Here is a 21855-nt window from a genome sequence, read left to right as displayed (position 1 = left end):
CAGTTGTATGCAGCAACAAATAGACAACTGGTAATGATTCTCGATAATATTCGCGCACTTTTCAGCCGCCACATGACCAAAGGGAGTTCATCATGTCGAATGAATACAGCAGTGCACCGGAGCAATCATTGCTTAAACGCTGGGGGGAAGCCCTGGCTACTCCGCAATTTCTGGCTCATCGTATAACTCTCGACACACTGATCGACACCCTCGTACCCGCAGCGCAACGCAGCTTTCAACGCCTGATCCAGGCCCTGTTTCGTGAAGGGCTGCTGGACTCCAACGCACTCACCTATGACCAGCAAGGTCACTGCCGGCTACCACTGTCCGATCACGCCCATCTGCATTTCGAGCACCTGCGCCCAGGTCGCATGGCCAGTTGGGACCTGCGTGGCCCGATCACGCTTTGCCAAGTCAATCTGGCGGACCAGAAGATCCAATTCCCCTCGCAGTTGCTGACGTTGCTTAACGACGCCCTCGAGACGCCTGCCGACCCGCAGGTTCTGAACCGCCTCAATACCGAGATCGACGACAGTTTCGTCAACGACACGCTGTGCCTGGCGTTTCACGAGCAATGGAGCCTCAGGCTGCACGCCTCGATGAGCGCGACCCATCAGGCCAACCTGCTGCGCTACCTCAAGGACGAGCCCAGCGTTGCCAACCCGACTTCCGTGCTTGAACAGTGGGGCACGCTGGGTCACCCCTGGCACCCCAACTACAAAACCAAACTGGGCCTGGGCACCGATCAAGTGATTGATTTCTCACCCGAGTTCGAAGCGCGTTTCCCGGTCATCCTCTGTGCGTTGCACCGCCAGTACGCCCACGTCGAAACGCTGGCGGGTACCGCGGATTACTGGCAGTGGTGGCAAACCCAGTTTCCCCACGCGGCGCAACAACTGGTGACCGAACTCACCGCCCAGGGCCTTGAAGCCAGCGACTATCTGCCGCTGCCCGCCCACCCTTGGCAAGCTCGCCAGGAGCTTCCCCAGTTGTTCGCCAACGAGATAGGTGACCGTCTGCTGGTGCTGACCGATATCGTCGCGTTTACCGCCCACCCCACCATGTCATTCCGGACGGTCTTGCCTGAAGGCCGGGCTGACGCCCCTATGGTCAAGCTTCCTGTTTCGCTGCGCCTGACCAGCGTACAGCGCACGGTGTCGCCGCGTTCGGCGCGCATGGGCCCGCGCATTAGCCAGTTGCTACTGACGATCCTGGCACGCGAGCCCGCGATTCAAAAAGTGCTGAGCATCGTGCCCGAGCGGATCGGTGTGCATTTCAAGCCTCAACCAGCCAATGACGAACATTCCCGCCATCTGGCCGTGCTCTACCGTGACAACCCCTTGAGTCAGCTTCAACCGGGAGAGCTGGCCATTCCGGTAGGCAGCCTGTTTGCCATCGACCAACACGGACAGCCACTGCTGAGGCAGTGGATACGCCTGAGCAAAGGCCGGGACGACGCCGACGCCATGCTCGGGTTCTTTCGCGACTACGCCTCAATCGCCGTGCCAGCCCTGCTCGGCATGTACCTGCGCTATGGCGTCGCATTCGAGGCCCACCAGCAGAACTCCTTCATGGTCATGGCTGCGGACGGGCAGTTGAGCCGCCTGCTACTGCGTGATTTCGGCGATATCCGCATCGACCGCCAGACCTTGCACGCCCAAGGCCTGGACATCGAGCTGCATGATCCCAAGATGACCCTGTACGACGATGCGGGCTTTGTACGCGACAAACTGTTGCACACCGTCTTCATGTGCCACTTGGGCGAACTGGTGCTGCTCAGCGCACGTTATTTCGATATGCCCCAGGCGCTGCTCTGGAACGAACTGGCGGCCCAAGTCAGCCAGTGCTTTGACCAATTGCGCGACGTCGTCGCCCCCCAACGCTGGGAAACCGAACGCAAAGCGCTGCTGGAGCAGGCATGGCCGGCCAAGTCCTTCATGCGCATGCGTTTGCTGGAGAGCCACGCGGATATCGTCGGGCGCCTGCCGAACCCGCTGAGTGCCGACACACATGCCCACTAACAGCACAGCGCTGCGGCTGCTGGTAGTGATCCAGCTGGTATCGATGGGGGCGATGGAAATGAGTGGCCCCTTCTGGCCCCTGCAGATCCAGAAGTTGCTTGGCGACGCCAATGCCCACTACACCGGCCTGCTTTCGTCGCTGGTGTATGCCGGGCCGATGATGGCGGCGATGATCCTGACGCCCCTGTGGGGGCGCCTGGGTGACCGCACCGGCCACAAGCCCATGATCATTCGGGCCCTGCTCGCACTGGCGGCCTGCCAGGCGCTGGCCGCCATCACCTTCGATCCCTGGCTGTTGGTGGCCATCCGTGTGGCGCAGGGCGCGCTGGCCGGCTTTATCGCGGCGGCTCAAGCCTACGCATTGGCCTGCTGTGGCGACAGCGGGCGCGGTCACATCATGGCGCGCCTGCAGTCGGCGACCGCCGTGGGTTCATTGGCCGGTCCTGTATTGGGCGGCTGGCTGATGGATGTCTCGGGGTTCGCCCTGCTCTGCTACAGCGCCACGGCCGTCTGCCTGTCGTGTGCGGTGGTCAGCCTGTTCTTGCCCGGCGATACCCGGCGCGTGCGCTCGAAACACAAGTCCACGCCCACCGCCCTGCCCAAAGGCTGGCTTGGGGCGATGCTGGGGATCATCGTGCTGATCCAGGCCGCCAAGATGATGCCCCAGCCGTTTTATGCCTTGTACGTCGCCGATGTCTTACACGCACCGGCCTGGTTGATTGGTGCCAGCTATGCCGCCAGCGCATTGACCCTGGCGCTGTCGGCGCCCCTGTGGGGCCGCCTGTTTGACCGGCACCCACCGGCATACACGCTGCGCATCATCGAATGGGTCACATGGGCCTGTGCCTTGACCCTGGCGTGCACCGCAATCGCCAGCGAATGGTTCGGCTTCCTCGCCAGCCGGTTGCTCTGGGGCCTGTGGCAAGGCGCGCTGTTGCCGGTTGCCTACACATTGATCGCCAACACCGTCGCGCCCGCGCAACAAGGTTTTGCCCTGGGCCTGGGTAACAGCGCCGCCAAGGCGGGTGCCCTGTGCGGCGCCTTGCTGGGCGGCATCGGCATGGGGATGGTCGGCCTGGCCCACAGCTTCTGGCTGGTCGCGCTCACCTACGCCCTGGCTGCCCTGGGCATCCGCGCCATCCGCTCGTACACCCGCACACCCGTGATATCCGTTTTTTCTGTCAATACTTCTAATAATTGAAAGGCATGGTAATGAAAAAATCGCAATGGGCAGCACTGTTGCCTCTGATCGGCTCCATCAGTACACCCGCTTGGGCCGACTCATCCGAAGCTGCGCCCACTAACCTGCAATTACAGGCCACCGTCGTCTCGGCCACGCGCAGTGAAACCAGCATTGCCGCGATCCCAGGCTCGGTGCAGGTGATCGATGAAGCCCAGATCCGCCAGCAAGCGGGCGCAGGGCGACGGGTTGCGGATATCCTCGGGCAATTGGTACCCGGCATTTCGCCGTCCAGCGGCGGCATGAGCAACTTCGGCCAGACCCTTCGCGGGCGTAACACGCTGATCCTGATCGACGGCGTATCCCAGAACGCGACGCGCGACAACTTCCGCCAACTCAACAGCGTGGCACCGGAAAGCATCGAGCGCATCGAAGTGATCTCCGGCGCGAGCAGCGTCTACGGGGCCGGAGCTTCGGGCGGCATCATCAATATCATCACCAAGCGCAACCAAGGTGAAGACCTCGCGTTCAGCAGCAAGATCGGCATGACCGCCGGTAACAATCTAAGCCACAAGGGATTCGCCTACGAGGCGTTCCAAAGTGCCACGGGGCGCAAGGGTCCCGTGGACTGGTACGTGTCGGCCAACGGCGTACAACGCAACGACCAGTTCGATGGCAACGGCAAGCGCATCCCCCAGGACACGTCCCAGGGCAGCAACATGGACACCGATACCTACGACCTTCAAGGCCGCTTCGGCTACGAGCTGGATGACGACAAGAAGATCAGCCTGTCGCTGCAAGACTATAAAGATGAACAGGACACCCGTTACACCAAAGACCCACGCAACAGCAACACCGCCGTTGCAGTAAAAGGCCTGGACCTGGACGACCAACCGTTCACCCACAACCAGGCGGTCAACCTCAATTACACCGACAGGGATTTCTACGGCCAGGGCCTGCAAGTCGAAAGTTACTGGCGCCGTGCCGACGCGCTGTTCTTCCCGGACCTGTCGCGGGGCCGCGCCGGTGTTTCCGATAACAACAGCGTGCAGGACGTCTACGGCTTGCGTGCAGCCATCGACACACAGATGCCCGACATCGGCCCAGCGACCGGCAACCTGGTCTGGGGCGCTGACTATGACCACGAAACCTCACGCCAGCGTGGCGATCAATACCGGGTCAATGGCCTGACCTACACCAAGACCGGCACCACCTTCGAGCTGGGGCCGGACATCACGACCACCACCAAGGCGATTTTTGGTCAGCTGTCCTACGACATCGACGACTGGACCCTGCGCGGCGGCGTCCGGCGCGAGTGGATCGAAAGTAACGTTGCCGACAGCATCGCCTATGGAGAAATCGTTCAGACCGGCAACCGGGCAACCTTGCCGGGCGGCACCCTGAAATATGACGATACCCTCTACAACCTCGGTGCGGTGTACCACCTGAGCGAAAACCAGGATGTGTTCGTCAACTTCAGCCAGGGCTTTTCCCTGCCGGATATCCAGCGTTTCCTGCGGGACGTCAACAGCAAGTACGACATCCAGAAACTCAATGCCCAAGCGCTCAAGGTCGACAGCTATGAACTGGGCTGGCGCGGCAACTGGGACAAGTGGCTGGCCAGCGTCACGGCATACGAAAACACCTCGGACGTCACCCAGTTCTATGACGCGAATGACCGCGTATTGCGCCTGATCAACCAGAAAGAACGTGTACGCGGTATCGAAACCAGCCTGACCTACAACGTCACTGATCAGTGGTCCGTCGGCGGCACGTACGCCTATGCAAAAGGCGAGACCCAGCAGAACGGTAAATGGATCGACCTGCCTGCCACACGCATCTCCCCGGCCAAGACCACCGCCTTTGTCGGCTATAACCACGACGATTACAGCCTGCGCCTGCAAGCCATGCGCCTGGACGACTATGATGCCGCGTTCAAGGACAACAACGGTCGCGATATCCAGGGTTACACCCTGGTCGACCTGCTGGGTTCGGTCAGGCTGCCGGTGGGTCGCCTGGAAGGGGCCATCTATAACCTCAGCAACCGCAACTACCAGAACATGTTCGCCCAGGCCAACGCGCGTGCGCCGTACCCGAATGCCGAGGGTCGTACCTTCAGCGTGAGTTACGCCGTGGATTGGTAATACGCTTGGCTGAAAACACAAACCCCGCCTTTTGAGCGGGGTTTGTTGTTTCTAGGGCTTTACCACATCAGATCATCCGGGATCTGGTAGGCGGCGTACGGGTCATCCTCATCCGGCACCTGGCTTTCAGTCAGGATGTTGAGCTGCACGATACGCTCCGGTGCGCGCTCCTGGATCTTCAGCGCCGCTTCACGCGGGATCACTTCATAACCGCCGCCGTGGTGGACGATCGCCAGGGAGCCATTGCTCAGCTTGTTGCGCATCAAGGTGTTGACCGACAGGCGCTTGACCTTCTTGTCATCCACGAAGTTGTAGTAATCCTCGGTGGTCAGCTTAGGCAGGCGCGACGTCTCGATCAACTGCTTGACCTGCGCGGTGCGGGCCTTGGCCTCGGCTTTTTCCTGCTGCTGGCGGTTCAATTCCTGGTCGCGCTTGACCTTCTCGGCTTTCGCCTCGGCAGCCAGGCGGGCCTGGGTGTCATCGGCCTCGGCCTGGCCTTTGTGGACCAGGCGCTGCTGCTTCTGTTTCTCTTTGCCGACCTGCTTGGCCTGCTTTTGGTTGACCAGACCTGCTTTGAGCAACTGGTCGCGAAGGGAAAGGCTCATGGTGCTTACTCACTTAGGCAACTGCTCAACCGCAGTTGGACACGTTCTTTTCCTGACGTTTGGCTTCGCCCCACAGGGCGTCCAACTCTTCGAGGGTGCAATCTTCTATGGGACGCTGGGTATCGCGCAATGCCTGTTCGATAAATCGGAAACGTCGTTCAAACTTGGCATTGGCGCTGCGCAGCGCGGTTTCCGGGTCAACCTTGAGATGCCGGGCGAGGTTGACCGCTGCAAACAGCAGGTCGCCGACTTCATCCGCGATCGCGGCCGAGTCGTTATCAGCCATGGCTTCAAGCACTTCATCCAGCTCTTCGCGCACGTTATCCACCACCGGCAAGGCGGAAGGCCAGTCGAAACCGACCTGGCTGGCGCGCTTTTGCAATTTGGCGGCACGGGACAACGAAGGCAGTGCCGTGGGCACATCGTCCAGCAGGGAAAGCTGCAGCGGTGTATCGGACTTTTCTGCGCGCTCCTCAGCCTTGATCTGCTCCCAACGCTCCTTGACCTGCTCTTCGCTCAACCGCGGAACATCCAGCGGCGCATACAGATCGCCCGTCGGGAACACGTGAGGATGGCGACGAATCAATTTGCGCGTGATGCCGTCGATCACGCCGGCAAATTCGAAACGCCCCTCCTCCCGTGCCAACTGGCTGTAATACACCACCTGGAACAACAGGTCGCCCAGCTCACCTTGCAGATGGTCGAAGTCGCCGCGCTCGATGGCGTCGGCGACTTCATAAGCCTCCTCCAAAGTGTGCGGGACAATGGTCGCGTAGGTTTGCCTGATGTCCCACGGGCACCCGTATTGCGGGTCCCGCAGGCGGTTCATCAGGTACAGCAGGTCTTCGAGTGAATACATCATGGTGTGCGGTTGCGCCGGGTCTCGATGATGTTCGGCAACTGGGAAATACGCCCCAACAATCGCCCCAGCGCATCCAGGCCCGGGATCTCGATCGTCAGGGACATCAACGCAGTGTTGTCCTCTTTGTTCGAACGGGTGTTGACCGCCAACACGTTGATCCGCTCGTTGAGCAGCACCTGGGACACGTCACGCAGCAGGCCGGAACGGTCGTACGCACGAATCACGATGTCCACCGGATAGGTGAGCACCGGTACCGGCCCCCAACTGACCTGGATGATCCGTTCAGGCTCGCGCCCGCCCAACTGCAGCACCGAGGCACAGTCCTGCCGGTGAATGCTGACACCACGGCCCTGGGTGATGTAGCCGACGATGGCGTCACCCGGCAACGGCTGGCAGCAGCCGGCCATTTGCGTCATCAGGTTGCCCACACCCTGGATCTGGATATCGCCACGCTTGCCGGGCTTGTAGCCGGCGGCTTTGCGTGGAATGAGTTCCAGCTGTTCGCTGCCGCGCTCCGGCTCGACCAACTGCTGGGCCAGGTTGACCAGTTGCGCCAGGCGCAGGTCGCCAGCGCCCAGGGCGGCAAACATGTCTTCGGCAATCTTCATGTTGGCCTTTTCGGCCAGCTTGTCGAAGTCCACCTGCGGCAAGCCCAGGCGCGCCAGTTCGCGTTCAAGCAAGGTTTTACCGGCCGCGACGTTCTGGTCGCGCGCCTGCAATTTGAACCAATGCACGATCTTCGCCCGCGCCCGCGACGTGGTGATGTAGCCCAGGTTCGGGTTCAGCCAGTCACGGCTCGGCGTACCATGCTTGCTGGTGATGATCTCGACCTGTTCACCGGTCTGCAGGGTGTAGTTGAGCGGCACGATCCGCCCGTTGATCTTGGCGCCGCGGCAGTTGTGGCCGATTTCAGTGTGCACGCGGTAGGCGAAGTCCAACGGCGTGGCGCCCTTGGGCAAGTCGATGGCATGGCCGTCGGGGGTGAAGATATAGACCCGGTCCGGTTCGATATCCACGCGCAGCTGTTCGGCCAGGCCGCCGATGTCGCCCAGTTCTTCGTGCCACTCCAGCACTTGGCGCAGCCAGGAGATCTTCTCTTCGTACTGGTTGGACCCGGCCTTGACGTCGGTGCCCTTGTAGCGCCAGTGCGCGCACACGCCCAGCTCCGCCTCTTCGTGCATGGCGTGGGTGCGGATCTGCACTTCCAGCACCTTGCCCTCGGGGCCGATTACCGCAGTGTGCAGCGAGCGGTAGCCGTTTTCCTTGGGGTTGGCGATGTAGTCGTCGAACTCCTTGGGAATGTGCCGCCACAAGGTGTGGACAATGCCCAGCGCGGTGTAGCAGTCGCGCATTTCCGGCACCAGCACGCGCACGGCGCGCACATCGTAGATCTGGCTGAAGGCCAGGCCCTTGCGCTGCATTTTGCGCCAGATCGAATAGATATGCTTGGCGCGGCCGCTGATATCGGCTTCGACGCCGGTGGCCTGCAACTCCGAGCGCAGCTGATTCATCACGTCGGAGATAAAGCGCTCGCGGTCGAGCCGCCGCTCATGCAGCAGCGTAGCGATCTGCTTGTATTGTTCGGGCTCGAGGTAGCGGAAGGACAAGTCCTCCAGCTCCCACTTGATATGGCCGATACCCAGGCGATGCGCCAGCGGCGCATAGATATCAAAGACTTCGCGCGCAACGCGGTTGCGCTTTTCATCATCGGCCGTCTTCACCGCCCGGATCGCGCAGGTACGCTCAGCCAGCTTGATCAGGGCGACGCGCACGTCGTCGACCATCGCCACCAGCATCTTGCGCAGGTTTTCCACCTGGCCCTGGGTGCCCATCACCATCGATTGGCGCGGGCTGAGGCTGGCACTGATGGCCGCCATGCGGGCCACGCCGTCGATGAGCTTGGCGACCAAGGCGCCAAAGCGCTGGCTGACGGTGGCCAGTTCGATATGCCCTTCACGCACGCCGCGATAGAGCACGGCGGCGATCAGCGAATCCTGGTCGAGCTTGAGATCGGCGAGGATCTCGGCGATCTCAAGCCCGGTACGAAAGCTCGAAGTGCCCTCGGCCCACAGGTTCTTGGCCGCATTGTTTTGCTGCTCGGACTCACGAGCGAACTCGCAAGCGGCCTTCAAGGCTTCACGGTCCAGTGCCGGGTCGACACTGACGGCATGATCCAGCCATGCCTCGAGATTGATACTGCCGTCGGTGTTGATCGGCTGGTGTGCTCTCACCTGTACCATCTTGCTTACCTTCCCTACGACGCACCTTCGATGCGTCAAAAATCATCGCCGACCTTGTACTGCACTCTCCCCGGCAGGTCACAGGCCCTGGAGACTACAAGGCCGGTCGGATTAAACGGGCATCCTAGCCCGCTTCAAATAACGCCATGGCCTCGACATGCGCGGTTTGCGGAAACATGTCGAGGATCCCGGCACGCTTTAGCCGGTAGCCTTGCTTGACCAACTCAACGGTGTCCCGCGCCAGCGTGGCCGGGTTGCAGGACACATACACCAGACGCCTGGCCTTGAAGGTCGCAAGCTTGCGCACAACTTCCAGGGCACCGTCACGGGGTGGGTCCAAGAGTACCGCAGAAAAGCCTTGTTTGGCCCATTCTGTGTCAGTCAAAGGCTGGGACAAATCGGCCTGAAAAAACTGTGCGTTATGCAAATTATTGCTGACGGCATTGGCGGCCGCCCGGTCCACCATGGCCTGCACACCTTCCACCGCCACCACTTCACGCACCTGACGCGCCAGTGGCAGAGCGAAGTTGCCAAGCCCGCAAAACAAGTCCAGCACCCGCTCGTCGGGTTGTGGCGCCAGCCATTCCAGGGCCTGGGCGACCATCGCCGCGTTGACTGCGGCGTTGACCTGGACAAAATCGCCAGGCCGGTAAGCCAGCTCCAGATCCCACTGTTCCAATCGAAACCCCAAGACGGCATCGGCTTCGACCGGCTCCGGCTGTCCTTCGCCATGCAGCCACAGCTGGGTTTCATGGAAGGCACAAAATTCTTTCAAGAGCTGCAGGTCCGCTTCCGACAACGGCGCCATATGCCGCAGCAACACGGCGATGGAGGTACCACTGAACAACTCGACATGCCCCAGGGCCTGCGGTTTGCTCAGCCGGCGCAACAGGTTCGGCAAGCGCTGCATGATCGGCTGCAAGGCCTGTACCAGCACCGGGCAATCATCGATGGCGACGATGTCCTGGCTGGCCACGGCGCGAAAACCCACTTCAAGTTTTTTCGCCTTGGCATCCCAGCGCACGGCCACGCGGGCGCGGCGACGGTAGCCAAATTCCGGGCCGCTCAAGGGCGCCGCCCATTCCTGCGGCTCAACACCGGCCACACGCGACAATTGCTGGGCGAGCATGCGCTGTTTCAGGGCAAGTTGTTCGGCATGGGGCAAGTGCTGCACGCTGCAGCCACCACAACGCCCCACGTGGGCACAGGGTGCCGGGCGCCGCAGTTCGCTGGCGGTGAATACGCGCTCGGTGCGCGCCTCGACGATCTTGCCATGAGCGCCCAACACCCGCGCTTCCACGTCCTCACCGGCCAGGGCGCCATTGACGAACCAGGTACGGCCTTCAAAGTACACAATGCCACGGCCGTCATTGGCCAGGCGCTCGATGGTCAGGCGTTGTTTCTTGCCCACCGGAATCTGCGGGGCCCGACTACCGCCCGTCGGTTGGAAGCGCAGGCCTCTTTCGTGCTTGGCCATCAGTTGGGTTCGTCGAAAATGCCGGTCGACAGGTAACGGTCGCCTCGGTCACAGATGATCGCGACGATCACCGCGTTTTCCACTTCCCTGGACAAGCGCAGCATGCCCGCCACCGCGCCACCGGAAGACACGCCGCAGAAGATGCCTTCTTCACGGGCCAGACGGCGGGTGGTGTCTTCGGCTTCACGCTGAGCCATGTCGATGATGCGGTCTACGCGCGTCGCGCTGTAGATCTTCGGCAAGTACTCTTCGGGCCAACGGCGGATACCCGGGATCGACGCGCCCTCCATCGGTTGCAGGCCGACGATCTGGATCGCCGGGTTCTGCTCCTTGAGATAACGCGAGTTGCCCATGATGGTGCCGGTGGTGCCCATGGAGCTGACGAAATGGGTGATGGTGCCCTGGGTCTGGCGCCAGATTTCCGGGCCGGTGCTGGTGTAGTGCGCCTCTGGGTTATCGCCATTGGCGAACTGGTCCAGTACCAGGCCACGACCTTCGGCGGCCATGCGCTCGGCGAGGTCACGCGCGCCTTCCATGCCTTCTTCCTGGGTGACCAGGATCAACTGGGCGCCATAGGCGGTCATCGCCGCCTTGCGTTCGGCGCTGCCGTTGTCGGGCATGATCAGGATCATCTTGTAGCCCTTGATCGCGGCGGCCATGGCCAGGGCGATCCCGGTGTTGCCGGAGGTGGCTTCGATCAGGGTGTCGCCGGGCTTGATCTGCCCGCGCAACTCGGCGCGGGTGATCATCGACAGCGCAGGGCGGTCTTTGACCGAGCCGGCCGGGTTGTTCCCTTCGAGCTTGAGCAACAGGGTATTGCTGGTTTCACCCGCCATGCGTTGCAAGCGGACCAGGGGCGTGTTGCCGACGCAATCGGCGATTGTTGGGTACTGCAAGGTCATGGCGTATTCGCAATCCAGACTGCGGGGGCGAACATCATACCGGGAAAGGTCGGCGGGCCATATCACGCAAAGTGTGGTGTTTATTACTTATTGGAATATGTGGATTGATGGGCGCCTGTACCACCGCTATCGGGAGCAAGCCCCCTCCCACAGATGACCGCATTCCAATGGTGTCACTCGATTCTCTGTGGGAGGGGGCTTGCTCCCGATAGCCGCACCTCGATCTCCGGGCTAACCCGACTGCCCATCACCATGATTTCTCTGAAACACCTCCTCACCCATCGCCGCAATCTGCCCCTCGATCAGCGCTTCAAAGGGTTTGAGCAACGGTTCGAACGATACCGGTGCTTCCAGCACCTGCAGCGCTTGCACAATCGCCTCCAGCGTCGACAGCGCTCCCGGCCCCGGTGCCTTGCGCAGCCGGTAACGCGAAACACCGCCCTCGGCCAGCGTCACCCTCGGCAACGCCGCCAACAACGGATTGAGGTGCAACAGTTTACGCGCCTTGCGCCAGGTGCCATCGGGCACTACCAACAACAAGGGCTGCTCGTCCGGCGCATAGGCCTGCAAAGGCTGGGCATCATCCGCCGGGAACAACAACCGCGCCCGATAACCGGGCGGGTTCAGTAAAGTCGGCAAATCTGCAAACACCTCGCCCACTACCAACTGCGCATTGTTCAACCCCAACGCCGCCAAGCGTGCGGTATTCAGCGCATGGTTGACCTCGCTCGGGTGCTGCAACAGCAACACTCGCGTGCGACTGTCGAGGCAGGGGATCAACGGGCACAGGCAATGGGTGACGGGCCTGAGGCAACGGGAACATTGGGGTCTGGACATGATTTTTCAGGCCTGGTTGAGCTGGGCTTTGAGCAAGTCGCGGAACGTCTGGATCAACGGCTCGCGGCTGCGGCCCCGACGCATGATCATGGAGAACGGCGCCTGGTAGCCGAAAGTCGCCGGCAGCAACACGCGCAGGTCGCCCTTGTCGGCCCACGCCTGGGCATAGTGCTCGGGCAGGTAGCCGATGTAAGCACCGGACAGCACCAGGATCAGTTGCGCCTCCATACTTTCCACCGTGGCGGCGCTGTGCTTGAAGCCATGGCGCGCCAGTTCCGCCTGGCTCCAGTAGCCGCGGCCGACCATGCGCTGCTGGGTAATCACTTGTTCGGGGATGCGCCGCTCGTTGAACAGCGGGTGCCGCGTGCTGCAATACAACCAGTGCTGCTCGCGATACAGCGGCATGTAGATCAACCCGCTCATGCGGTTGGAAAAAGCGCCGATGGCCAGGTCCAGGCGATTGTCCTGCACCCCCAGTTGCAATTCGTACGGGCTCATCACCGACAGATGCAAATGCACCGCCGGGTGTTCCAGGCTGTAGGCGCCGATCGCTTCGGCAAATGGCAACGCCTTGTCGCTGACAGTGGAGTCGAGCACGCCCAGCTTGAGGGTGCCGCGCAACTCGCCTTTCAACGCGGCGGCGTATTGCTCGAAACCTTCGAGTTCACCGAGCAGGCGCAGGGTTTCCTGATGGAACAACTCGCCCTTGCTGGTCAGGCTGAACCCGCCCCGCCCGCGATGGCACAGCACCAGGCCCAACGCCGACTCCAGTTGGCTCATGTAGGTGCTGATGGCTGACGTCGACAGGTTGAGTTCGTGCTGAGCATTGGCGAAGCCCTGATGGCGCACCACGCTGACGAAGATGCGCAGCAGTTTCAAGTCGGGCAAGGCGTTGGCCATGGGCTCTCCACAGTGTTCAGTTGGCTTGTAGTGAGCGGGCTTGCCCCGCGCTGGGGGGCGAAGCCGCCCCAAACCCGGGCTCCTCGGTTCTTCTGAAATACCGCGGCGTCTTTGTTGGGGCGGCGTTGCCACCCAGCGCGGGGCAAGCCCGCTCACTACAACCCAGAGAGTTTAACCGCTGGGGATTAGTTTAGAAAAACCTGAACTAAGTATTTGCCCCTGCCGATTCTTCCCGCCACGGGCTTTTCGCAGAATCGGCCGCTAATAAACAAAACAACGATGAGGCACTCCCGTGGACAAGATTTTCCACCAACCACTGGGCGGCAACGAAATGCCGCGCTTCGCCGGCATCGCCACCATGATGCGCCTGCCCCACCTGCAAACGGCCCAGGGCCTGGACGCCGCCTTTATCGGCGTGCCCCTGGATATCGGCACCTCACTGCGTGCCGGCACGCGCTTCGGGCCGCGTGAAATCCGCGCCGAATCGGTGATGATCCGCCCCTACAACATGGCCACCGGTGCCGCCCCATTCGACTCGCTGTCGGTGGCCGATATCGGCGACGTGGCGATCAACACGTTCAACCTGCTCGACGCCGTGCGCATCATCGAAGAAGCCTACGACGAGATTCTTGACCACGACGTGATCCCGCTGACCCTGGGCGGTGACCACACCATCACCTTGCCGATCCTGCGCGCGATCCACAAAAAACACGGCAAGGTCGGCCTGGTGCACATCGATGCCCATGCTGACGTCAACGACCACATGTTCGGTGAGAAAATCGCCCACGGCACCACCTTCCGCCGCGCCGTCGAAGAAGGCTTGCTCGATTGCGATCGTGTGGTGCAGATCGGCCTGCGCGCCCAGGGCTACACCGCCGAAGACTTTAACTGGAGCCGCAAACAGGGCTTTCGCGTGGTCCAGGCCGAAGAATGCTGGCACCACTCCCTCGCCCCCTTGATGGCCGAAGTACGTGAAAAAGTCGGCGGTGGCCCGGTGTACCTGAGCTTTGATATCGACGGCATCGACCCGGCGTGGGCGCCCGGTACCGGCACCCCGGAAATCGGCGGGCTGACCACCATCCAGGCGATCGAGATCATCCGCGGCTGCCAGGGCCTGGACCTGATTGGTTGCGACCTGGTGGAAGTTTCGCCACCGTACGACACCACCGGCAACACCTCGCTGCTGGGCGCCAACTTGCTGTACGAGATGCTCTGCGTACTGCCTGGCGTGGCGCATCGCTGATGAGCACGCAAGCCGTGCTGAAAGCTGCCGCCGACCTGGTGTCGGCGTTTGCCCGCAATGACCGCGCCGCTTATTTCGACGCGTTCACGGCCGATGCCACCTTTGTGTTCTACACCCTCCCCGAGCCGCTGCTCAGCCGCGACGCCTACCAGGCGTTGTGGGACAGCTGGCGCCAGGACGAGGGGTTTGAGGTGCTGTCCTGCACCTCAAGCAACGCCACCGTCAGCCTGCAAGGTGACGTGGCGATATTGATTCATGACGTGGCCACCGAGCTGCGCATGAACGGGGAGCAATTCAATAGCCAGGAACGCGAAACCATTGTCTTCAGACGGCAACGGTTGCGCGCAGAACAACAAGAGGGCCTGTGGCTGGCCTGTCACGAACATTTATCCGCTATGCCGGAAGGGCTGCCGCCCCATTAGCCAATGTGATCGGAGCTGATCATGAATAATAAAAACAACGATAAAAGTATTCGAAAAATAGAAACCAACGGGGTCGAACAGATCCCGGACCACGAACGTACCGCCAGCCCCAAGGATCTGTTCCGCCTGATCTTCGGCGGTGCCAATACCTTTGCCACCGCCGTGCTGGGCTCATTTCCCGTGCTGTTCGGCCTGTCGTTCCAGGCCGGCGCCTGGGCGATCGTACTGGGCGTGCTGGTGGGCGCGTTGATCCTGGCCCCCATGGGCCTGTTCGGGCCGATCAATGGCACCAACAACGCGGTGTCTTCCGGTGCGCACTTCGGCGTGCACGGGCGGATTGTCGGCTCATTTCTGTCGCTGCTGACCGCGATTGCCTTCTTCTCACTCTCGGTGTGGAGTTCGGGTGATGCCTTGGTCGGTGGTGCGAAACGTCTGATTGGCCTGCCGGAAACCGATCTGACCCTGGGTTTAGCCTATGGCCTGTTCGCCCTCCTGGTGCTCACGGTGTGCATCTACGGCTTTCGCTTCATGCTGTGGGTCAACCGTATCGCCGTATGGGCGGCGAGCCTGTTGTTCCTGCTGGGGATCTTCGCGTTTGCGCCGGCCTTCGACAGCCAGTTCGCCGGCACTGTAGCGCTGGGTCAGCCGGGTTTCTGGGCGGCGTTTATCGGCGCCGCATTAGTGGCCATGAGCAATCCGATTTCCTTCGGGGCGTTCCTGGGTGACTGGTCGCGCTATATCCCGCGTGAAACACCGAAAGGTCGAATCATGCTGGCGGTGGTCCTCGCGCAAATCGCCACTTTGATCCCGTTCCTGTTCGGCCTGGCCACCGCGACCATCGTGGCGATCAAGGCGCCGGACTACATCGCGGCCAACAATTATGTCGGCGGTCTGCTGGCGGTGGCGCCGAGCTGGTTCTTCCTGCCGGTGTGCCTGATCGCAGTGATCGGCGGCATGTCCACCGGCACCACCTCGCTGTATGGCACCGGGCTGGACATGTCCAGCGTGTTCCCACGCCTGCTGTCGCGGGTCAAGGCCACATTGCTGATCGGGGTGATGTCGATAGCCTTCATCTTTATCGGACGTTTCGCCGCCAACCTGGTGCAAAGCGTCTCGACCTTCGCCGTGCTGATCATCACCTGCACCACGCCGTGGATGGTGATGATGATCATCGGCCTGATCGTACGCCGGGGCTTCTACTGCCCGGACGATCTGCAAGTGTTTACCCGTGGTGAGACCGGCGGTCGCTACTGGTTCAACCATGGCTGGAACTGGCGCGGGCTCGGGGCCTGGATCCCGAGTGCACTGGTGGGCCTGTGCTTCGTCAACCTGCCGGGGCAGTTTGTCGGGCCGCTGGGCAACTTGGCGGATGGCATCGACATCAGCCTGCCGGTGACGTTGGGGCTGGCTTGCGTGGTGTACCTGACCTTGCTGCGGCTGTTTCCCGAACCGGCCTCGGTTTATGGGCCGGCTGTCGTGGCGAGAGAGCGTGCACCCTCACCCCAGCACGTTCCCTCGCCACAGCAAGCGCCTTCAGCACAATAAAAAATAATCGGAGAACCGCCGTCATGGCTTTGGATTTATTCGTCGTACTCATCTACGCCGCCGGCATGCTCGTGCTCGGCTATTACGGCATGCGCCGCGCCAAGACCCACGAGGACTATCTGGTGGCCGGCCGCAACCTGGGGCCGTCGCTGTACATGGGCACCATGGCGGCCACCGTACTGGGCGGTGCATCGACCGTCGGCACCGTGCGCCTGGGTTATGTGCATGGTATTTCCGGTTTCTGGCTGTGCGCCGCGCTGGGCGCCGGGATCATCGCGCTGAACCTGTTCCTGGCCAAGCCGCTGCTGAAGCTGAAAATCTTCACCGTCACCCAGGTTCTGGAAAAGCGCTACAACCCCATGGCCCGTCAAGCGAGTGCGGTGATCATGCTGGCCTATGCCTTGATGATCGGCGTGACCTCGATCCTGGCCATTGGCACCGTACTGCAAGTGCTGTTCGGCCTGCCGTTCTGGGTCTCGGTGCTGCTGGGCGGTGGCGTGGTGGTGGTGTACTCGACCATCGGCGGCATGTGGTCGCTGACCCTCACCGATATCGTGCAGTTCGTGATCAAGACCGTCGGCCTGATGTTCATCCTGCTCCCCATCTGCCTGTACCGCGTCGGCGGTTGGGATGAGCTGGTCGCCAAGCTGCCGGCATCGAACTTCAGCTTCACCGAAATCGGCTGGGACACGATCATCACCTACTTCATGATCTACTTTTTCGGCATCCTGATTGGCCAGGACATCTGGCAGCGAGTGTTCACCGCCCGCGATGAAAAGGTCGCCAAGTACGCAGGCACTTTCGCCGGTTTCTACTGCATCCTCTACGGCCTGGCCTGCGCGCTGATTGGCATGGCGGCGCATGTACTGCTCCCCAACCTGGACAACGTCAACAACGCCTTCGCCGCCATCGTCAAAGCCTCGCTGCCGGATGGCATCCGCGGCCTGGTAATTGCTGCGGCCCTGGCCGCGATGATGTCCACCGCCAGCGCCGGCTTACTGGCGGCCTCCACGGTATTGACCGAAGACCTGCTGCCGCGCTTGCGTGGCGGCAAACCGTCGAGCCTGGCGGTCAACCGCCTGTTCACCATGCTCACCGGCATTGCCGTACTGGGGATCGCACTGGTGGTCAACGATGTGATCAGCGCGCTCACCCTGGCCTACAACCTGTTGGTAGGTGGCATGCTGATCCCACTGATCGGTGCGATCTTCTGGAAGCGGGCAACCACCTCAGGCGCGATCACCTCCATGACCCTGGGCTTTGTGACGGCGCTGGTATTCATGATCAAGGATGGGTTGGACGCGAATACGCCGATCTACTACAGCCTGGCGATTGGGCTGGTGAGCTTCGTGGTGGTGAGTATGTTGTCGCGCAGCCCCCAGGCATCAGTAGCCCGGGCGGTTTGAGGCGCAACAGGATTTAAAGCGGTTGCTTCAGCGGGTGCGACGTCGGGTGTCGCGCCCGTTTTTTTGGGGGCTACTGCCAAGCCTTCTCAAACAGATCGCCGCAGGTCTTGCATTCGGAACACGATAATAAAAAACGCGGCCGCGTAAGGCATAAGGAGCACGGAAGGCACTCCGAAGAGAACCCACGCCCTCAACGCCCGCATGATCACGGCCACGATCACGTGAGCGCCTCAGGGCTTACCTGCGACGGGGACGGCGTTGCTCATCATCCGTACGAATAGGCACCGGTTGCAGCGGCGGCTCGATCAAGCCGAGTGCCACGCCGAGGTCATGGAGCCAGTTCTGAATTTTCTCTTTCATGGTGGTGCCCCCCTTTGAGGGTAATGCGGGTCGGCGCTAATTCTGTCGCCGCTTCCTACAGATAGTAGCCTTAAGTCTTACGTATTGCTTGTACGAAAACACAACGAACTATTACTGAATTCATCTAAATCCTGACGGATCGCTCAAGCGATCGCACGCGTGTCTTGCAGGATCTCGGCTCTGGCTGCCTGCTGCAGGTCAATCCATGCATTGAGGTTAGCGCCGAGCATCCCCTTTCGCCACATGAGCCAGGTAGTCGCAGTGGCAAAAGGCCCGGTCAGGGGATGAACGGACACACCGTCCTTGCCCGGCAGGCTGTCGAGCATGGATTCAGACATCAATGCCACACCGGAACCGGCAATCACGCAGGCGAGCATGCCTTGATAAGACTCGATCTCGATCGCCCGGCCCATGGCCACACGGTCGTGGGAAAACCAGGTTTCAAGGCGTGCGCGGTAAGCACAACTGCGGCGGAAGGTGAATACCGAGCGGCCCGCCACATCCTGGGGGCCGCGCACGGGTGGGTGATCGGCTTCGCAGATCAACACCAGCCGTTCTTCGCACAAGGGCACACCATCAAGGGTGGCGATGGTGATGGGGCCGTCCACCAGCGCCGCGTCCAGGCGACCGGCGATCAGGCCCTCCAAAAGCTCGCCGCTGGGCGCCGATTGCACCTGCAGGTTCACCATCGGGTAGGCCTTGTGGTAACGCGCCAACAACTTCGGCAAATGAATCGCCGCAGTGCTGTACATACTGCCCAGCACAAAATCGCCGGCCGGTTGCCCGCCTTGCACAGCGCCGTGGGCTTCGTCGTGCAGCGCCAGCAGACGGGTGCTGTAGTCCAGTAACACTTTGCCCGCTGGAGAAAGCTGCAAACGCTGGCGCTCGCGCACGAACAACTCAACACCGAGCTGCTCTTCCATCTGCTTGAGGCGTGTCGACAGGTTCGACGGCACTCGGTGCAAGCGTTCGGCCGCACGGGTGATGGAACCCTCCTCCGCCACGGCCTGGAAAATACGCAATTGACTGAACTCCACGCCTTTCTCCAAAACTGAACAAGTTACTCAATATTATTCATTTTTACAGAAAGTAAACTCGATTTAGCCTGAAGGTCAATCGCTGCCTTGCAGGAAACCTGAACATGTCCCCCCTGATCCGCTTACTCGCCAGCTTTATCGCCTTGATGATGGCCATGGGCATTGGCCGCTTCGCGCTGACCCCGCAGATGCCCCACCTGCTCAGTGAAGGCCAGGTCGACCTGACCGGCGCAGGGCTGATCGCGGCGGCCAATTACCTGGGCTACTTCGTGGGTGCAGTGGATTCGATCTTCGCCCGCAGCCATCACCACGTACGAGGTCGGATGTACGGCGGGCTGTGGCTTTGCGTGCTGCTGACCCTGGCGTCGTATTGGGCACAGGGCTTCTGGCCGCACCTGTTGCTGCGCTTTGGCACCGGCGTCGCCAGTGCCTGGGCGTTGGTGATGATCACCAGCTTGAGCCAGCCCCTGGCGATTGCCGCCGGGCGAGCACGCCTGGGCGCCTTGGTGTTTGCCGGACCGGGGCTGGGCATTCTGCTGACCGGGCTGCTGGCATTGGGCTCGAACCGCCTGGGGCAAAGCTCGGCAACGCTGTGGCTGGTGTATGGCGTGGTGGCGCTGGTGATGCTGCTGGCGACACTGCCGTTCCTGCCTCAACCGATCGCGCCAGTTGCCCACGCCCATCACGCGGGCAGCAACGCCAGCATCGCGCATCTGTGCTGGATTTACTTCCTGTATGGCCTGGGCTACATCATTCCGGCAACCTTCCTGTCACAAATGGCCAGCGCGCAATTCAACGGTGCCTGGCAAGCCGATCTGTTCTGGCCATGCTTTGGCCTGGCTGCCGCGATGGGCGTGGTGATCGCCAGCCTGCGCCGCAAAGACCCGCACACCACCCGCCGCTGGCTGATGAGCACGTTATGGCTACAAGCGGCCGGGGTGTTCGCCTGCTTGCTGGGCAATGGCTGGGGCTTGGCGCTGGGCGTATTGCTGTGCGGTGCACCGTTCCTGGCTTGCATGCAGTTGGTGATGGCACGCTTGCGGGAAGTCGCCCCCCACGGCTACCAGCGCAGCACCGGGCTGTTGACCGCCAGCTTTGCCGTCGGGCAATTGAGCGGCCCGTTGCTGGCGTCGCTGAGCAGTCACTGTAGCGGCGGCCTGCAACCGGCCTTGCTGATTGCCGGCGGCGGCCTGATATTGGCGGGCGTAATACTGATCAACCGGCAACCAGCGGCGTCGGCGAGCGAACCTGCTCGCGCCGGGCAAGCACCAGGAAAAACAGCCCTCCCAGGAAACAGCCGGTAAACCAGGCAAAGTTGGCCATGCCGTGCAGCGCCGGCGTAAAGGTGATTGCAACCCCCACCAGCGTCGCGGGCACCAAGGCTTTGACCGCCGTCCAATTCACCCCGCCGTCGAAGTAGTAGCGCCCGCTCGGGCTGTCATCGAACAGCGCATCCACATCGATCTTCTGCTTTTTGACCAGGTAGAAGTCCACCAGCAGAATCCCGAACAACGGGCCAATGAACGCTGCAAGGATGTCCAGGGTGTAGTGGATCATCAGTGGGTTATTGAACAGGTTCCACGGGGTGATGAAGATCGATGCCACGGCGGCGATCATCCCCCCGGCCCGCCAGCTGATTTTGCTCGGTGCCACATTGGCAAAATCAAACGCCGGCGACACGAAATTGGCCACGATATTGATGCCGATGGTCGCGGTGACGAAAGCAAAGGCTCCCAGCAACACAGCCAGGCTGTTGTCGATGCGCGAGACGGTGGCGATCGGGTCGTGAAGCATTTCGCCAAATACCGGCAGCGTGCCCGAAACGATCACCACGGTGACCAGGGAAAATGCCAGGAAATTCACCGGCAGCCCCCAGAAGTTACCGCGCCGTACGTCGCGCATGCTGCGGCAATAGCGGCTGAAATCACCAAAATTCAGTGTGGGGCCGGAGAAGTACGACACCACCAGCGCCGTCGCCACGATCACCTGACCGAAGGCTTGCCAGCCCGACAGGGATTTTTCCGCCAGGGTGAAACTGATATTCGCCCAGCCGGCCTTCCATACGATCCAACCGGCCAAGGCAAACATCACCGCGTACACCACCGGCCCAGCCCAGTCGATAAAGCGGCGGATCGACTCCATGCCGGCCCAGAACACCGCTGCCTGCAATACCCATAAGCTGAGAAAGCCAAACCAGCCCAGATAGGACAACCCTGCAAAATGCGGCTCTGCATACACCGCCATCTGTGGGAAAAAGCGCAGCACCACGATGATCAAGGCACTCGACGCCAAGTACGTCTGAATGCCGTACCACGCTACAGCGATCAACCCACGAATCACCGCCGGAATATTCGCTCCGAACACACCAAACGCCAGCCGACAGATCACCGGATACGGCACGGCAGCCTGCTGGCTCGGCTTGGCCACCAAGTTGGCGATCAACTGCACGATGCAGATCCCGGCCAGCAAGGCGATCAACACCTGCCAACTGGCCAGGCCGAGCGCGAACAGGCTGGCGGCGAAGACATAGCCGCCCACGCTGTGCACATCACTCATCCAGAAGGCGAAGATGTTGTACCAGGTCCATTTTTGCGGCAAAGGCCCCAGGTCCTGGTTGTACAGGCGCGGGCTGTAGCCTTTGGGGTGTTGTTCGGTCATCGCTGGGCTCCTCGAA

Annotated in this window: 18 protein-coding genes; 8 read left to right on the top strand and 10 right to left on the bottom strand. The window is 61.5% G+C overall.

The window, feature by feature from the left end; genetic code table 11:
• The first annotated feature begins 92 nt into the window (after nucleotides 1-92).
• The 3 genes from MJP36_RS10715 to MJP36_RS10705 are packed head-to-tail and all read left to right on the top strand — an operon-like array spanning nucleotide 93 to nucleotide 5345.
• Nucleotides 93-2021: an IucA/IucC family protein gene (locus MJP36_RS10715; protein WP_244385340.1), complete on the top strand. Its 1929-nt coding sequence runs from the start codon at nucleotides 93-95 to the stop codon at nucleotides 2019-2021.
• On the top strand, nucleotides 2011-3222 hold the full coding sequence (locus tag MJP36_RS10710; RefSeq protein WP_161549106.1) for an MFS transporter: 1212 nt from the start codon (nucleotides 2011-2013) through the stop codon (nucleotides 3220-3222). Before MJP36_RS10715 ends, MJP36_RS10710 begins: the two co-directional genes overlap by 11 nt.
• 11 nt (nucleotides 3223-3233) lie before the next feature.
• Nucleotides 3234-5345 carry a TonB-dependent receptor gene (locus MJP36_RS10705; protein WP_104994458.1) on the top strand — a complete coding sequence of 704 codons (2112 nt, stop codon included), beginning with the start codon at nucleotides 3234-3236 and terminating at the stop codon, nucleotides 5343-5345.
• A 59-nt stretch (nucleotides 5346-5404) separates the two neighbouring features.
• Here MJP36_RS10705 and MJP36_RS10700 read toward each other — a convergent pair whose 3' ends face one another.
• The 7 genes from MJP36_RS10700 to MJP36_RS10670 form a co-directional block, all read right to left on the bottom strand.
• Complete coding sequence (locus MJP36_RS10700) at nucleotides 5405-5950, bottom strand: DUF2058 domain-containing protein (RefSeq protein ID WP_060756101.1); 546 nt, start codon at nucleotides 5948-5950, stop codon at nucleotides 5405-5407.
• A 25-nt stretch (nucleotides 5951-5975) separates the two neighbouring features.
• Complete coding sequence (gene mazG, locus MJP36_RS10695) at nucleotides 5976-6809, bottom strand: nucleoside triphosphate pyrophosphohydrolase (RefSeq protein ID WP_244385617.1); 834 nt, start codon at nucleotides 6807-6809, stop codon at nucleotides 5976-5978.
• Complete coding sequence (relA, locus tag MJP36_RS10690) at nucleotides 6809-9052, bottom strand: GTP diphosphokinase (RefSeq protein ID WP_198762160.1); 2244 nt, start codon at nucleotides 9050-9052, stop codon at nucleotides 6809-6811. Before relA ends, mazG begins: the two co-directional genes overlap by 1 nt.
• Before the next feature lie 124 nt (nucleotides 9053-9176).
• Nucleotides 9177-10529, bottom strand: a complete 1353-nt coding sequence (gene rlmD, locus MJP36_RS10685; RefSeq protein WP_244385339.1) for a 23S rRNA (uracil(1939)-C(5))-methyltransferase RlmD — start codon at nucleotides 10527-10529, stop codon at nucleotides 9177-9179.
• The gene (gene cysM / locus MJP36_RS10680; protein WP_060756105.1) at nucleotides 10529-11431 is read right to left on the bottom strand and encodes a cysteine synthase CysM; all 903 of its coding nucleotides are present in this window, start codon (nucleotides 11429-11431) and stop codon (nucleotides 10529-10531) included. The genes rlmD and cysM overlap by 1 nt, the downstream gene beginning before the upstream one ends.
• 231 nt (nucleotides 11432-11662) lie before the next feature.
• Nucleotides 11663-12268: a tRNA-uridine aminocarboxypropyltransferase gene (locus MJP36_RS10675; RefSeq protein WP_198762162.1), complete on the bottom strand. Its 606-nt coding sequence runs from the start codon at nucleotides 12266-12268 to the stop codon at nucleotides 11663-11665.
• Between the two features lie 6 nt (nucleotides 12269-12274).
• Nucleotides 12275-13168, bottom strand: coding sequence for a LysR family transcriptional regulator (locus MJP36_RS10670; protein ID WP_104994460.1), 894 nt, complete (start codon nucleotides 13166-13168; stop codon nucleotides 12275-12277).
• A 292-nt stretch (nucleotides 13169-13460) separates the two neighbouring features.
• Between MJP36_RS10670 and speB the strand changes: the two genes are divergently transcribed.
• Genes speB through MJP36_RS10650 form a run of 4 tightly spaced genes read left to right on the top strand, consistent with a single transcriptional unit; the run spans nucleotide 13461 to nucleotide 17784 of the window.
• Nucleotides 13461-14411, top strand: coding sequence for an agmatinase (gene speB, locus MJP36_RS10665; protein WP_104994461.1), 951 nt, complete (start codon nucleotides 13461-13463; stop codon nucleotides 14409-14411).
• A complete protein-coding gene (locus MJP36_RS10660; protein ID WP_090369435.1) occupies nucleotides 14411-14833 on the top strand; it encodes a YybH family protein in 423 nt (140 codons plus the stop codon). The genes speB and MJP36_RS10660 overlap by 1 nt, the downstream gene beginning before the upstream one ends.
• 21 nt (nucleotides 14834-14854) lie before the next feature.
• A complete protein-coding gene (locus MJP36_RS10655) occupies nucleotides 14855-16378 on the top strand; it encodes a purine-cytosine permease family protein (protein ID WP_244385338.1) in 1524 nt (507 codons plus the stop codon).
• A 23-nt stretch (nucleotides 16379-16401) separates the two neighbouring features.
• On the top strand, nucleotides 16402-17784 hold the full coding sequence (locus MJP36_RS10650; RefSeq protein WP_060756111.1) for a sodium:solute symporter family protein: 1383 nt from the start codon (nucleotides 16402-16404) through the stop codon (nucleotides 17782-17784).
• A gap of 237 nt (nucleotides 17785-18021) precedes the next feature.
• On the opposite strand, the gene MJP36_RS27930 is transcribed toward MJP36_RS10650, so the two are convergent.
• Together MJP36_RS27930 and ptrR are read right to left on the bottom strand one after the other, a co-directional pair.
• Nucleotides 18022-18144, bottom strand: coding sequence for a PA1414 family protein (locus MJP36_RS27930; protein WP_003193089.1), 123 nt, complete (start codon nucleotides 18142-18144; stop codon nucleotides 18022-18024).
• 143 nt (nucleotides 18145-18287) lie between these two features.
• Nucleotides 18288-19181: a putrescine utilization regulator PtrR gene (gene ptrR / locus MJP36_RS10645; protein WP_244385337.1), complete on the bottom strand. Its 894-nt coding sequence runs from the start codon at nucleotides 19179-19181 to the stop codon at nucleotides 18288-18290.
• Nucleotides 19182-19285: 104 nt separating this feature from the next.
• Here ptrR and MJP36_RS10640 point away from each other — a divergent pair, with 104 nt between their 5' ends.
• Nucleotides 19286-20485: an MFS transporter gene (locus MJP36_RS10640; RefSeq protein WP_244385336.1), complete on the top strand. Its 1200-nt coding sequence runs from the start codon at nucleotides 19286-19288 to the stop codon at nucleotides 20483-20485.
• Here the strand turns inward: MJP36_RS10640 and MJP36_RS10635 are convergent.
• A complete protein-coding gene (locus tag MJP36_RS10635; protein ID WP_244385335.1) occupies nucleotides 20397-21839 on the bottom strand; it encodes an NCS1 family nucleobase:cation symporter-1 in 1443 nt (480 codons plus the stop codon). The genes MJP36_RS10640 and MJP36_RS10635 overlap by 89 nt on opposite strands.
• Nucleotides 21840-21855 lie beyond the last annotated feature (16 nt).

This window comes from Pseudomonas palleroniana, from assembly GCF_022836895.1.
Lineage (GTDB): Bacteria > Pseudomonadota > Gammaproteobacteria > Pseudomonadales > Pseudomonadaceae > Aquipseudomonas > Aquipseudomonas palleroniana.
This window is presented reverse-complemented; position numbering and strand designations above follow the sequence as displayed.